This is a genomic window from Streptomyces cinnamoneus (assembly GCF_014650495.1).
In the GTDB taxonomy this organism is placed as follows: domain Bacteria; phylum Actinomycetota; class Actinomycetes; order Streptomycetales; family Streptomycetaceae; genus Streptomyces; species Streptomyces cinnamoneus.
This window is the reverse complement of record NZ_BMVB01000001.1, coordinates 402186-415961: the sequence shown is the minus strand read 5'-3', so window position 1 is coordinate 415961 and position 13776 is coordinate 402186. Positions and strand designations below refer to the sequence as shown.

Sequence of the window (13776 nt, the reverse complement as noted above, 5' to 3'; positions counted from 1 at the left end):
TCGTTAGGCTAGCCTTACCTTATGACTTTGTCGCACGTGGACACCGCGGCGGAAACCGTCGACGACCAGGCCGTTCCGAGACCGTCGCAGGGGCGCCGGGCCCTGCCCGCGGCCGCGGCCTCCCTGCTGGCCGCCGTCCTCGTGCTCGCCGCCCTCTCCCTGTCCATCGGTGCGGGCGAAGTCGGCCCCGGCGACGTCCTGGACTACGTCCTCGGCCGCAACGGCGCACGCGACGACTCCCGGCTGTCCCTGGTCGTCGGGGACCTGCGCATCCCGCGCACCCTCACTGCGCTGCTCGTCGGCGCCGCCCTCGGCACCTCCGGCAGCCTGCTGCAGGCCGTCACCCGCAACCCCCTCGCCGAGACGGGTCTGCTCGGCGTCAACGCGGGCGCCTCGCTCGGCGTCGTCACCGGCATCGCCTTCCTCGGGGTGAGCAGCGGTTTCGGCCACCTGCTGTGGGCCTTCGGCGGCGCCGTGGTCGCCAGCGCGCTCGTCCTGCTCATCGCCGGCCGCCGGGGCGGGGGTTCACCGATGCGGCTGGTCCTGGCGGGCTCCGCGCTGGGCGCCACCTTCGGCGGCATCACCAGCGTCATCGTCGTCAACTCCGCCGAGACCTACGACCGCTTCCGCTCCTGGGTCCTCGGCTCCCTCGCCGGGGTCGAGGGCTACGACAAGCTCACCGGCCTGCTGCCCGTGCTCGCCGCCGGCTTCGTCGTGGCCCTGCTCGTCGCCCGCCCGCTGTCCGCGCTGGCACTCGGCGACGACCTCGCCCGGGGCCTGGGCCACCGCCCCGCCACCATCCGCACCGTCGTCGCGGTGGCCGTCACCCTGCTCACCGCCTCCTCCGTCGCCCTCGTCGGCCCCGTCTCCTTCCTGGGCCTGCTCGCGGGCTTCCTCGCCCGGGCCGTCACCGGCCCCCGGCTCACCGCACAGATCGCCCTCGCCGGGCTCATCGGCGCGGGCGTCCTCACCGGCGCCGATGTCCTGGCCCGCGTCGTCTCGCGGCCCTTCGAGGCACCGGTCTCCGTCATCATCGCCCTCATCGGCGCTCCCGTCCTCATCGCCATCGTCCGCTCCAGGCGACTGGGCGCGATGGGCATGACGGACCCGGCCACGGAGGAGAGCGCCGGGGCGGGCCGACGGTTCGGTGTCCGGCTGCCGGCGGCGTGGACGAGGCGGACCGGCGGGGCAGCGCAGGCCGACGGGAACGGGCCGGCTGAGGGGAACGGGCCGGCCGGGCGCCCGGAGCGTCGAGAGAGTCTGGTCCTGCGGCACCGCACCCTGTCGGTGCTGCTGCCGCGCCGGGCCACGCTCGCCGCACTCGCCCTGGCCGCGCTGCTCGTGGCCGCCGTCGTGCTCTCCGCGTACGCCGGGCAGAGCGAGATGAGCCTGAACCGCACCTTCCACGCCGTCCTCGGCTCCGGCGACCGCTTCGACGTCCTGCTCGTGCAGAAGTTCCGGCTCGGCCGGATCGTCGCCGGCCTCACCGCCGGCGCCGCCCTCGGCCTCGCCGGCTGCCTCACCCAGACCCTCGCCCGCAACCGTCTGGCCACGCCCGAACTGCTGGGCGTCAACGACGGTGCGACGGCCGCCGTGCTGATCTCGACGACGCTCACCGGCACCTTCGGCGCCTGGTGGGCGGGCCCGGCCGGGGCGCTCGCGGCCGTCCTCGTCGTCACCACCGTCTCCGGCGGCCTCGGGCAGCGCGGCTACCGGGTGCTCGTCGTCGGGCTCGCCATGTCGGCGCTCGCCTCGGCCGTCACCCAGGTCGTGCTCTCCCGCCGCTCCCTCAACTCGGCGAGCTCCCTGTACGTGTGGACCTCCGGCAGCCTCAACGGGCGCGGCTACTCCGTGGGCGTCCCCGTCCTCCTCGGCCTGGCGGTCCTCGTGCCGCTCGCCCTCGTCGTCGCCCGGCAGCTCAACGTGCTGCGCTTCGACGACTCCACGGCGTCCTCGCTGGGCGTCGCACCCGGGCGGGTGCGGCTGGTGTGCCTGCTGCTCGCGGTGGGGCTGGCGGGGCTGGCCGTGGGCATCTGCGGGCCGGTGGGCTTCGTGGCGCTGGCCTCGCCGGTCGTCGCGGGACGGCTGGCGGGACCGCTGCGGGTGCCGGTGGTGGGGTCGATGCTGACGGGGGCCGTGCTGATCGTCCTCGCCGACACGGTCGGGCGGATCGTGTTCGACGGGGTGGAGGTGCCGGTGGGGATCGTGACGACCGTACTGGGCGGTCCGTTCCTGCTGTGGGTGCTGCTGGGGCGGTCGACGGCGGCGCGGGTGTGACGCCTCCGGCGGTTCTCCCCCCTACCCGCCCCTTCCCGAAACCGGGGCTCTGCCCCGGACCCCGGTCCTCAATCGCCGGACGGGCTGGAAAATCCAGCCCGTCCGGCGATTGAGGACACCGCGCGCGCCACCGAAAGGAAACCAGTGGAGCTGCACAGCCCGATCCTCCAGAACCTCGCCGCAGCGGTGCGGGCCGAAGCGCCCGGCGCGCTGGACGACTTCTGGCGGCGCACCGCCACCACCGGCACCCCCCTCGTCGAGCCCGACCCCGAAGAGAACGACGCCTGGCGCCTCGTCACCTTCCTGTGGCGCGACGACCCCGCCGCCCCGGCGGACGCCGTCCTGGCCCTCCTCCACACCGTCACCGACAAGGACCGCCACGCCCACGACCTCACCCCGCACCTCATGCACAAGGTGCCCGGCACGGACGTCTGGGCCATCGGCCACCGGCTGCGGGCCGACCACCGCGCGTCGTACCAGTTCTCCGTCCACCGCGGCTCCCGCGAAGACGCCCTGCGCACGGACCGCCACAGCTGGCTGCGCGTCCTGGACACCGCCCTGCCCGACCCGCTCGCCGCGGGCCCGGTGCTGCCCTCCCGCGACGGGCGCAACCCCTCCTCCGTGATGGAGCTGCCCGACGCACCGGCCCAGGACTTCGCCGCCCCGCGGCACTGCGTACCCGTACCGCGCGGCACGCACATCGCGGCGGAGGTCGACGGACGCCGCGTGACCGTCCACGTGCCCGCCGGCCACCGCGCCGGCACCGGCCCGTACGCCGTCGCCGTCCTGCTGGACGGCGAGATGTGGGGCCCGGTGCTGGACTTCGGCGCCACGCTGGACAATCTCCACGCCGACGGCCGCATACCGCCGACCGTGACCCTCATGGTGGAGACCATGGGCCGGGACCGCCGCATGGCCGACCTCAGCTGCAGCGAGGAGTTCGTCGACTGGCTGGCCGACGTGCTGCTCCCCTGGGCGTCCCGCGCGTACGGCACGACGGACGACCCGGCGCGCACGGTCGTGGCGGGCCAGAGCGCGGGCGGCCTGACGGCGGCCTTCGCCGCCTTCCGCAGGCCGGAGCGGTTCGGGAACGCGCTGTCCCAGTCGGGCTCCTTCTGGTGGCCGGACGGGACGGAGTTCGACGGCGGCAGCGAGTGGCTGACCCGGCAGTTCGCGACGCACGAGAAGCTGCCGGTCCGCTTCCACCTGGAGGTGGGCCTGCAGGAGTGGATGCTGCTCCCGCAGAACAGGCACCTGCGCAACGTGCTCGAAGCCCGCGGATACGAGGTGGCCTACGACGAGTTCAACGGCGGCCACGACTACGCCTGCTGGCGCGGCGGGCTCGCCGTCGGACTCGTCGGACTGCTGTCAGAGCGCGGCTGACTCCTGACGGGCCTCCGGCTCGTCGTCGAAGGGCGGCGGGGCGGGGGCCTCCCGCGGCAGGTGGAGCGCCCAGAGCGTGCCGAGGGCCACGAGGCCCGCCGTGGTGAGGATGGCCGCCCGGTACGGGCCCGGGGCGGCGGCACCGTGCGGGCCGGACTCCCCCGCCGCCGCGATGACCGCGGCGACCGCGGCGATGCCGAGCGCGCCGCCCAGGGTGCGCACGATGGTGAACAGGCCCATGGCCTGGCCCATGGCCGGCGGCGGCACGTCCGCGAAGCCGGCGATCTGGACGGTGAGCACGGCCGTGCCGAGCACCAGGCCGATGCAGAACATCAGTGCCCGTACCGCCCAGGCGTTCTCGGCGACGCCGGGCACGGCGAGCGTCGCGAAGACCGCGGTGGCCAGGACCAGCGCGGGCGCGGCGAGCAGGCGCGGGCCCAGCTTCGGCAGCAGCCGGTCGACGGCCTGTGAGGCGAGCATCAGACCGACCGCCTCCGGGAAGACGCTGAGCCCCGCGTCCATGGCGGAGGCCCCGAGGGCCGCCTGGTGGAGCAGGGGGAACGCGAAGAGGACGCCCATCAGGCCGGCGGAGGTGAGGAAGGCGAGGACGGTCGCCGAGGCGAAGGCCCGGTCGCGGAGCAGTGTCAGCTCCAGCAACGGCGATCCGGCCCGCAGCAGGTGGAGCACGGCCGCGCCGAGGAGGACGAGGCCGAGCAGGCCGCTCACCGCGACGGCCGGTGACGTCCAGCCGTGCGCGGGGCCGAAGCCCAGCGCGTAGGTGAGCAGCCCGAGCGCGGGGGTGGCGAGCACGAAGCCCGTGGCGTCGAAGGGGCCGTCGGTGCCCTCGACCTGTTCGCGGACGCCGAAGAGGCCGAGCAGGACGGCCGCCGTGCCGATCGGCACGTTGACGAAGAACAGCCAGTGCCAGGAGAGGTGCTCGGTCAGGAAACCGCCGAGCGGTGGCCCCAGGGCGGGCATCAGCGCCGTCGGCACGATGAGCACTTTGGACAGCTTCACCCGCTCGTGCGGCGCGAAGGTGCGGAAGAGCAGGGCCATGCCGACGGGCGTGAGCAGTCCGCCCGCGATGCCCTGCACGACGCGCGCGAGGACCAGCGCCGGCAGGTCCTGGGCGAGCCCGCAGGCGGCGGACGCGGCGGTGAAGACGGCCAGTGCGCCGAGGAAGACCTTCTTCGTGCCGAAGCGGTCGCCGAGCCAGCCCGCGACGGGCAGGGCGACGGCGAGGGCGACGAGGAAGGCGACCTCGACGGTGTTGGCGGCCGACACCGGTTCGCCGAAGTCCCGGGCGATGGTGAGCAGCGCCGGGTTGACGATGGTGGAGTCGAGCCCGTTCATGCACATGGCCGCCGTGTAGACGATCACGACGGCGATGCGCGTGGGGATGCCTCTCACCGGGCGGAGGCCGGGGTGAGGTCGGTCCAGTTCTCGCTGATCCAGTCGAGGGCGTCCTGGCGGGCGCACGGGCCGTGCGCGGTGTTCCAGCCCTCGGGAACGGCGGCGAAGCCCGGCCAGAGGCTGTGCTGTCCCTCGGAGTTGACGAGGACGAGGAAGTCTCCGTCGCCGTCGAAGGGGTTGGCGGGTGCGTCGCTCATGGGTCAGTGCTCCAGGTTCTGCAGACGGTCGGCGATCACGCTCGCGATGTGCGCGATCGGTTCGGGCAGGGTCATGTCCTTGTGCGAGCAGGCGACGTCCGTGCTGTCGATGCGCCCGGTCACGTAGGGGGTCCAGGTGTCGGGGGTGAGGGTGTCGTCGATGGTGTCGACGGTGGCGCGGAAGAAGAGCACGTCGCCCTTGTGGACGCGGTGGTCGAACTCGCGCACCAGGAAGTTGGTGTTGAGGTAGGTGCGGTTGAGGGCCTCGATGGTGGCGTCGTCGAGACTGGCCAGCGGGGAGCCCTCGCGGCGCAGCACCTCCGTGACGTGGGCGAGCTCGAAGGGCTTGCCCGCCAGGCTCTCCGGCCCGTGGCCGCCCATGGCGAGCAGGGCTTCGAGAGCCTCGGCCTGGTCGGGTACGGGCAGCTCGCGGAAGCCCTCGGCCGGGTAGGCGTCGAGGATGGCGAGCAGTTCGACCTCGGCGCCGAGGTCCTGCAGGCGGGTGGCCATGGCCTGGGCGATGATGCCGCCGGTGGACCAGCCCATCAGGCGGTACGGGCCGTCCGGCTGGACCTCGCGCAGCCGGTCGACGTAGTGCGCGGCCAGTTCCTCCAGGGTGCGCGGAAGGGGTTCGGCGGCGGCCGCCGGGCCGACGCCCTGGGCCTGGAGGCCGTAGATCGGTACGTCGGCGGGCAGGTGGCGGATGAGCCCGGCGTAGCACCAGCTGAGGCCGCCGGCGGGGTGGACGCAGTACAGCGGCGCCTTGTCCCCGTCCTTCGCGGGGCGCAGCGGCAGCAGGACGTCCAGGGCGTCGGTGCCTTCCGCCGCGTCGAGGGCGTCGTGGAGGGCGGCCACGGTCGGTGCCTGGAAGACGGTGCCGATGCCGACGTCGGCGCCGAGCACCTCCTTGACGCGGCCGGCGAGGCGCACGGCGAGCAGGGAGTGGCCGCCGAGGTCGAAGAAGTTGTCGTCGACGCCGACCCGGGGCAGTCCCAGGACGTCGGCGAAGATCGCGCAGAGCTGTTCCTCGCGGGGGCCGCGCGGGGCGCGTCCGCCGGTGACGGCGGCGGCGAGGTCGGGGGCGGGCAGGGCCGTGCGGTCGAGCTTGCCGTTGGCGGTCAGCGGCAGCCGGTCCAGGAGGACGACGGCCGACGGGACCATGTGGCCGGGCAGTTCGGTGCCGGTGTGCTCGCGCAGCAGGGCCGGGGTGGTCTCGTGCGCCGGGACGGCGTAGGCGACGAGGCGCTTGTCGCCGGGGCTGTCCTCGCGGACGACGACGGCCGCGTCGGCGACGTCGGGGTGGCCGGCGAGGACGGCCTCGATCTCGCCGAGCTCGATGCGGAAGCCACGGATCTTCACCTGGTGGTCGGCGCGTCCGAAGTATTCGAGGGTGCCGTCCGGGCGGCGGCGGGCGAGGTCGCCGGAGCGGTACATCCGGCTGCCGCGCTCGCCGAAGAGGTGCGCGAAGGGGTCGGCGACAAATCGTTCCGCCGTCAGGGCGTGCCGGCCGAGGTAGCCGCGGGCCAGGCCCTCGCCCGCGACGTACATCTCGCCGGTGACGCCGGGCGGTACGGGCGTCAGGTGCTCGTCGAGGACGTAGACGCGCAGGTCGGGGATGTTGACGCCGATGATGCTGGAGGTGCCGGCGGCGGCGCTCGCGCGGTCGAGGGCCATGTACGAGACGTGGACGGTGGTCTCGGTGATGCCGTACATGTTGACGAGCGTGGGTGCCTGGTCGGCGTGGCGCCCGTACCAGTCGTCGAGGCGCCCGAGCTCCAGGGCCTCGCCGCCGAAGACGACGTAGCGCAGGGCGAGGTCGCTGCCGGGCCGGTCCTTGTCGGCGGCCATGAGCTGGTAGAACGCGGACGGTGTCTGGTTGAGGACGGTCACGCGTTCCTCTTCCAGCAGGCGCAGGAACGCCGCCGGATCGCGGCTGACCACGTGCGGGACGACGACGAGCCGGCCGCCGTGCAGGAGGGCGCCCCACATCTCCCACACCGAGAAGTCGAAGGCGTAGGAATGGAAGAGGGTCCACACGTCGTTCTCGTCGAAGCCGAACCAGTGGTCGGTGGCGGAGAAGAGGCGGGCGACGTTGTGGTGGGTGACGGGGACGCCCTTGGGGCGGCCGGTGGAGCCCGAGGTGTAGATGACGTACGCGACGTCGCCGGGGCGCTGGGGCCGCGTGCGGTCGCCGTCGGTGAGGTCCGTGGGCGCGTGCGCGTCGGCGTCGGTGCCGTCGACGAGGACGACGGGCAGGTCGTGCGGCGGGATGCGGCCGGCGGTGGCGGTGTCGGTGACGACGGCCGCCGGGGTGGCGTCGGCGAGCATGTAGGCGAGCCGGTCGGCCGGGTAGTCCGGGTCCATCGGCAGGTAAGCGGCGCCGGACTTGGCGACGGCCAGCAGGCCGGTGACGAGGTCGAGGGAGCGGGGCAGGGCGAGCGCGACGATGGCGCCAGGACCGATGCCGCGCCCGGCGAGCAGCCGGGCCAGGCGGTTGGCGCGGGCGGACAGCTCGGCGTAGGTGAGGGAGGCTCCCTCACAGGTCACGGCCGTGCGGTCGGGGTGGCGGCGGGCGGCGTCCTCGTACAGCCCGACGAGGGTGCCGGTGGCGGGAGCCGGTTCGCTCGTGCCGGCGTTCCAGTCGACCAGGGCCTGCCGCGTCTCGTGCGCGTCGAGCAGGGGGAGCCGGCCGACGGGGGTGTCGGGGTCGGCGGCGGCCGCGGTGAGCAGCCGGGCCAGGTGGGTGGAGAGACGTTTCGCCGTTGCGGCGTCGAACAGGTCGGTGCGGTATTCGAGGAAGCCCGCGATGCCGCCGCCGGGCCGCTCCCCCACGTTGAGGGTGAGGTCGAACTTGGCGGTGCCGGAGGGGACGGCCGCCATGCGGGCGGTGAGGCCGGGGGCCATGGCGAACTCCGCGTCGGGCAGCGACTGCCAGGCGAGCATCACCTGGAACAGCGGGTGCCGGGCGAGCGAGCGGGGCGGGTTGAGGTCCTCGACGAGCCAGTCGAAGGGCAGGTCGGCGTTCTCGTAGGCGGCCAGGGTGGTGGCCCGGACGCGGTCGAGCAGGGTGCGGAAGGACGGCGCGCCGCTGGTGTCGTTGCGCAGGACGAGGGTGTTGACGAAGAAGCCGACGAGATCGGTGGTCGCCTCGTCCTCGCGCCCCGCCACGGGGGTGCCGATGGGCACGTCGGTTCCGCAGCCGTAGCGGGTGAGGAGGGCCGCGAGGGCAGCCTGGACGACCATGAAGACGCTGGTGCCGGTGGTGCGGGCCAGCGCCCGTAGGGCGGTGTGCGCGTCCGTGTCGAGGTGGAAGGGGACCGTGTCGCCGGCGTAGGAGGCGACCGCGGGACGCGGCCGGTCGGTGGGCAGTTCGAGCAGGTCGGGCAGGCCGGCCAGGTTCTTGCGCCAGTGGTCCAGTTGCGGGCCGGTGAAGGCGCCGGGCTCGGCGGGGGTGCCGAGGAGGTCGCGCTGCCAGAGGGTGTAGTCGGCGTACTGGGCCGTGAGCGGGGCGAGGCGGGGCACGCGGCCCTCGGCGCGAGCCGCGTAGGCGGTGGCGAGGTCCCGGGCGAGCGGGGTGGTGGAGGCGCCGTCGCCGGCGATGTGGTGGAGCAGGAGCAGCAGGGTGTGGCGGTCGGCGCCGTCCGTGAACAGGGTGACCCGCAGCGGGGGTTCGGCGGCGAGGTCGAAGCAGTGGCGCACGGCTTCGGTGAGGCTCGCCGACGCGGGGGCGAGGTGCAGCTCGGGGCGGGCCTGCTCGGGGCTGAGTATCCGCTGGTAGGGCTCGTTGTCAGTGGCCGGGTATACCGTCCGCAGTGTCTCGTGACGCTCGGTGACGTCACCGAGGGCGAGACGCAGCGCGTCCCGGTCGACGCGGCCGGTGAGGGTGAGGAGGAGCGGGATGTTGTACGTGGGGCTGGGGCCTTCGAGGCGGTGCATGAACCACAGCCGCTTCTGTGCCGGGGAGAGCTGCAGTCGCTCCTCGCGGGGCATGGGGACGAGCGCGGGGCGCTCGGCGACGCCGGCGGAGGCCGGGGTGGTGGAGACGAGCTTCGCCAGCGCGGCCGGGGTGGGGTTGCGGAAGACGTCGGCGAGGGTGACGGTCTCGTCCAGCCGGTCGCGGATCGCCGCCGCGAGCCGGCCGGCGAGCAGGGAGTGCCCGCCCAGGTCGAAGAAGTCCGCGTCGGCGGAGACCGGCGTGTTCAGGTCCAGCACCTGCGCGAAGAGGAGGCAGATGCTGTCCTCCTCCCGGCTGCCGGGGGCCCGGTGGGCACCGCCGGTCGCGCCTGCGGGGCGGGGGGCGGGCAGGGCCCTGACGTCGAGCTTGTCGTTGGCGGTGCGGGGCAGCGCGTCGAGCAGGACGACGTCGGAGGGCACCATGTGGCTGGGCAGACGCCGGGCGAGATGGCCGGTCAGGTCCCCCGGGGCGGCGGTGGCGCCCTCGGTGAGCACGGCGTAGGCGGCGAGGCGCTTGCCGGTGGCGGTGTCGCGGGCGATGACGGCGGCCTGGGTGACGTCCGGGTGTGCGGCCAGTGCGGTCTGGATCTCGCCGAGTTCGATGCGGAAGCCGCGGATCTTGATCTGGTCGTCGGCGCGGCCGAGGAACTCCAGGGTGCCGTCGGGGCGGCGGCGCACGAGGTCGCCGGTGCGGTACATCCGGGCGCCGCCCTCGCCGTGCAGGGCGCCGAAGGGGTCGGCGGTGAAGCGCTCGGCGGTGAGGTCGGGGCGGCCCAGGTAGCCGGCGGCCAGGCAGGCGCCGGCGATGTAGAGCTCCCCGGTGACGCCGGGGGCGGTCGGGCGGAGGGAGGTGTCGAGGACGTACGCGCGTGAGCCGCGCACGGGGCGGCCGGTGGCGGCGCCCCGGGTGGGGCCGGGCAGCCAGTAGTAGGCGTCGACGGTGGTCTCGGTCGGGCCGTAGAGGTTGATGGGGCTGACGCCCTCGGTGCCGGCCAGGCGTCTCCACAGCGGCTCGGGCACGGGCTCGCCGCCGACGACGACGAGGGCGGGGCGGTGCCGGTCCGGGTCGAGGAGACCCTCGGCCACCAGGGCCTCGACGTAGGAGGGGGTGGCGTCGAGGTAGTCGATGCGCTGTTCGTCGACGTAGGCGGCGAGGACGGCGGGGTCGCGGTAGGCGGCGTCGTCCAGCAGGTGCAGCTCGTGACCGTGGACCATCCAGATCAGGGGGTCCCAGGAGGCGTCGAAGGCGAAGGAGGCGCTGTGGGCGATCCGTAGCCGGTCGCGGCCGGTGCGCTCGACGGCGGGCGCGATGTGGTCGCTGCCGTGCCCGGCGTGGAGGTTGGCGAGGGAGGCGTGGGTGACCAGGACGCCCTTGGGGCGGCCGGTGGAACCGGAGGTGTGGATGACGTACGCGGCCTGACGGAGTGCCGGGGCGGCGGGAGCCGTGCCGGGCCGGGCGTCGATGCGGGCGCGGGTGGCCGGGTCGTCGAGGAGCAGGGTGGGGATGCCGTGCTCCGGCAGGCCGCCGACCGCGGGCGTGGTGGCGATGAGGCAGCCGGGTCGGGCGTCGTCCAGGACGGCGGTGATGCGCTGCGCGGGGTGGCCGAGGTCGAGCGGCTGGCAGACGCCGCCCGCCTTCAGGACGGCGAGCAGGGCGACGACGGTGTCCGCGCTGCGGGGCAGGGCGAGCGCGACGGCGTCACCGGCGCGGACCCCTGACGCCCGGAGTTCGTGGGCCAGGCGGTTGGCCGCGGCGTCGAGTCCGGCGAAGGTGAGGGCGGTGGCACCGCTGCGCACGGCCACGGCGTGCGGGGTGCGGGCGGCCTGCTCGGCGAAGAGCTCGGGCAGGGTCTTGGCGGCGGCGGGCTCGCTGCGGCCGGCGGTGGCCCGGCGGATCTCGTCCGCGGTCAGCAGGTCGATGGTGCCGACGGGGCGCTGCGGGTCGTCCAGGAGAAGGGTGGTGAGGCCGTCGAGGTAGCGGCGCAGGCCGTGCTCGTGGCCGGCGAGGCCGGCGGCGTCGTAGCGGGCGGGGTTGGCGTCCAGGCCGAGTCGTATGCCGCCGTCGGGGGCCGGGGTGACGGCCACGGCGAGGTCGTCGACAGGGCCGGCGGCGAGGTTGCGGACCACGCCGGGCAGTCCGCCGAAGTCGAGGTCGCCTTCGAACGCCTTGATGTTCACCATCGGTCCGAACAGCGGCGCTTCGGCGGCGGTCAGGCCCAGGTCGCGGCGCAGGTCCTCCTGGCGGTAGCGCTGGTGGCGGCGGACGGCCCGCACTTCGAGCACGACGCGCCGCAGGAGTTCGGCGCCGGTGTCGTGGGGCCGCACGGCGATGCGCAGCGGCATGACGTTGACCGTCATGGCGGGCGTGCGCAGGGCGGCGGGGCCGCGGCGGTTCATCAGCGGCAGGCCGAGCACGATGTCGTGGGCACCGGTCGTGCGGTGCAGATAGCCGGCGGTGGCGGCGATGAGGAGTTCGGCCCAGGTGGCCTTGGCGGCGCGGGCGGCCGACTCCAGGCGGGTCAGGGAGCCGGCGGGCAGTTCGGCCGTGTGGCGCAGGACGGAGCCGGCGGGGGCCGCCGGGCGGTCGGAGAGGGAGACGGGTTCGGGACGGTCGGCGAGGCGGGTGCGCCAGAAGTCGCGGTCGGCGGCGCGGCGTTCGCCGGCGGTGTACTCGGCCTCGTCGTCGACGAGCTCGCGCAGCGTGCCGAAGGGGTTCGGGGTGGGCTCGGCGCCGGCGGCCAGGGCGGTGTAGACCTCGGCGAGACGACGCCCGATGAGGGTCAGGGCGTAGGCGTCGACGGCGAAGTGGTGGACGCGCTGGTACCACCAGTGGCGGTCGTCGGCGAGACGGATGAGGGCCTGGGTCACCAGCGGTCCCTCGGTGAGGTCCACGGGCCGGCCGAGGTCGGCGCGCATCCACGCCTCGGCCTCGTCGGCGGGGTGGGGGGCCGCGCGCAGGTCGAGCCGGTGCAACGGCCGTTCCCCGTCCGCGTCGACGCGCTGGGCCGGCGGGTCCCCGGCGGTGGCGCGCAGGGCCAGCGTCTCGGCCTCCCGCGTGGTGTGCCGCAGGGCGCGCTCGAAGAGCGCCGCGTCCAGCGGGCCGTTGATCTCCACGCAGTCACCGGTGTTGTAGACCGGGTTGTCCGGGGCGAGGGCCTGGGCGTAGAGGATGCCCGACTGTGCGCCGAGGAGCGGCAGTTCGGCAGGTGGGGTTGGCTCCCAGCGGTGGCTGGGGGAAGTCTCGACCTGGTGGTGACGCATGGCGTGGGGACTCCCGGTAGAGGGCAGACGTTCGTGCGCACACCGGACCCCCGGTGGCTCAGCTTAGGTAAGCCTAAGCTATTTTTTGATCGCTTGTGAGAGCGGTCCCCGCCGGGCGGGGGCAGCAGGAGAACCCCGACACAGGAGCCGGACATGACCGTGGCCGACGGCCTCAAATCCGCCATGCGCGACCGCGTTTCAGCCCATCGTGAGGAGCTCCTGACGCTCAGCCGGCGCATTCACGCGCACCCCGAGACCGCCTTCGACGAGCACCGGGCCGCCGCATGGTGCGCGGGCGTCCTGCGGGAACACGGCTTCGCCGTCACCGCCCCCGTCCACGGCCTCGACACCGCCTTCTGCGCGACGGCCGGTTCGGGTCCGGTCACCGTGGCCATCGCCTGCGAGTACGACGCCCTGCCCGGCCTCGGCCACGCCTGCGGCCACAATCTGATCGCCGCCGCCGGCGTGGGCGCGGCGCTCGCCCTCGCGCCCCACGCCGACGAACTGGGCCTGACCGTCCGCGTGCTGGGCACTCCCGCCGAGGAGAGCGGTGCGGGCAAGGCGCTGCTGCTGGAAGCGGGGGCCTTCGAGGGGGTGGACGCCGCGATGATGGTGCACCCCTGTCCGTTCGAGGTCGCCGAGTTCCGCTCGTTCGCGCTGGGCACCCTCTCGGTCGCGTACCGGGGGCGTTCGGCGCACCCCAGCCTCAATGCGCACGAGGGCCGCAACGCCGCCGACGCCCTGACGATTGCTCAGGTCGCCCTGGGGCTGCTGCGCCAGCAGTTGCCCCCGCAGTGGAAGGTGCACGGGGTGACCACCGGCGCGGGCACGCGGCCGAACCTCATCCCCGACCGGGCCACCGCGGAGTACGAGATCCGCGCCTCGGCCGCCGAGGACCTGCGGGAGCTGCGCGAGCGGGTGGAGGCGTGCTTCCGGGCGGGAGCGGTGGCCACGGGCTGCGAGGTGACGCTCACCCGTCCGGAGCCGGACTACCTGGACTTCCGCACCGACCCGGAGCTGATCGGCCTGTGGCGGGCCAACGCCCGCGCGCTGGGCCGGCCGGAGCCGCAGGAGCGGGAGGCGTTCGCGTGCACGGACATGGGGAACGTCTCGCACGTGGTGCCGTCGATCCACCCGGTGCTGGACATCACGGGCGGGACGTGCGGGCCGCACGAGCCGGAATTCGCGGAGGCGGCGGTGTCACCGGCGGCGGAGCGGGCCATCGTGGACGGCGCGGTGGGGATGGCGTGGACGGCAGCGGACTTCGCGACCGCCCGCCGCGCGTAGGGGC

The 13776-nt window shown here is 74.4% G+C and carries 6 protein-coding genes; 3 read left to right on the top strand and 3 right to left on the bottom strand.

The features are described 5' to 3' along the window. Positions 1-21: 21 nt before the first annotated feature. Both fhuB and fes read left to right on the top strand, forming a co-directional pair. Positions 22-2277, top strand: coding sequence for a Fe(3+)-hydroxamate ABC transporter permease FhuB (fhuB, locus tag IE182_RS01815; protein ID WP_190107797.1), 2256 nt, complete (start codon positions 22-24; stop codon positions 2275-2277). A gap of 150 nt (positions 2278-2427) precedes the next feature. Beyond that, entirely contained in the window at positions 2428-3660 is a 1233-nt protein-coding gene (gene fes / locus IE182_RS01810; protein WP_190107948.1) for an enterochelin esterase, read from the top strand. Here fes and IE182_RS01805 read toward each other — a convergent pair. Genes IE182_RS01805 through IE182_RS01795 form a run of 3 tightly spaced genes read right to left on the bottom strand, consistent with a single transcriptional unit; the run spans position 3646 to position 12485 of the window. Next, positions 3646-5070, bottom strand: coding sequence for a DHA2 family efflux MFS transporter permease subunit (locus IE182_RS01805; RefSeq protein WP_268249601.1), 1425 nt, complete (start codon positions 5068-5070; stop codon positions 3646-3648). The genes fes and IE182_RS01805 overlap by 15 nt on opposite strands. Continuing rightward, entirely contained in the window at positions 5067-5270 is a 204-nt protein-coding gene (locus tag IE182_RS01800) for an MbtH family protein (protein WP_190107796.1), read from the bottom strand. The genes IE182_RS01805 and IE182_RS01800 overlap by 4 nt, the downstream gene beginning before the upstream one ends. Positions 5271-5273: 3 nt before the next feature. Beyond that, entirely contained in the window at positions 5274-12485 is a 7212-nt protein-coding gene (locus IE182_RS01795) for a non-ribosomal peptide synthetase (protein ID WP_190107795.1), read from the bottom strand. A 183-nt stretch (positions 12486-12668) separates the two neighbouring features. Between IE182_RS01795 and IE182_RS01790 the strand changes: the two genes are divergently transcribed. After that, on the top strand, positions 12669-13772 hold the full coding sequence (locus IE182_RS01790) for a M20 family metallopeptidase (RefSeq protein ID WP_373303493.1): 1104 nt from the start codon (positions 12669-12671) through the stop codon (positions 13770-13772). Positions 13773-13776: the final 4 nt, after the last annotated feature.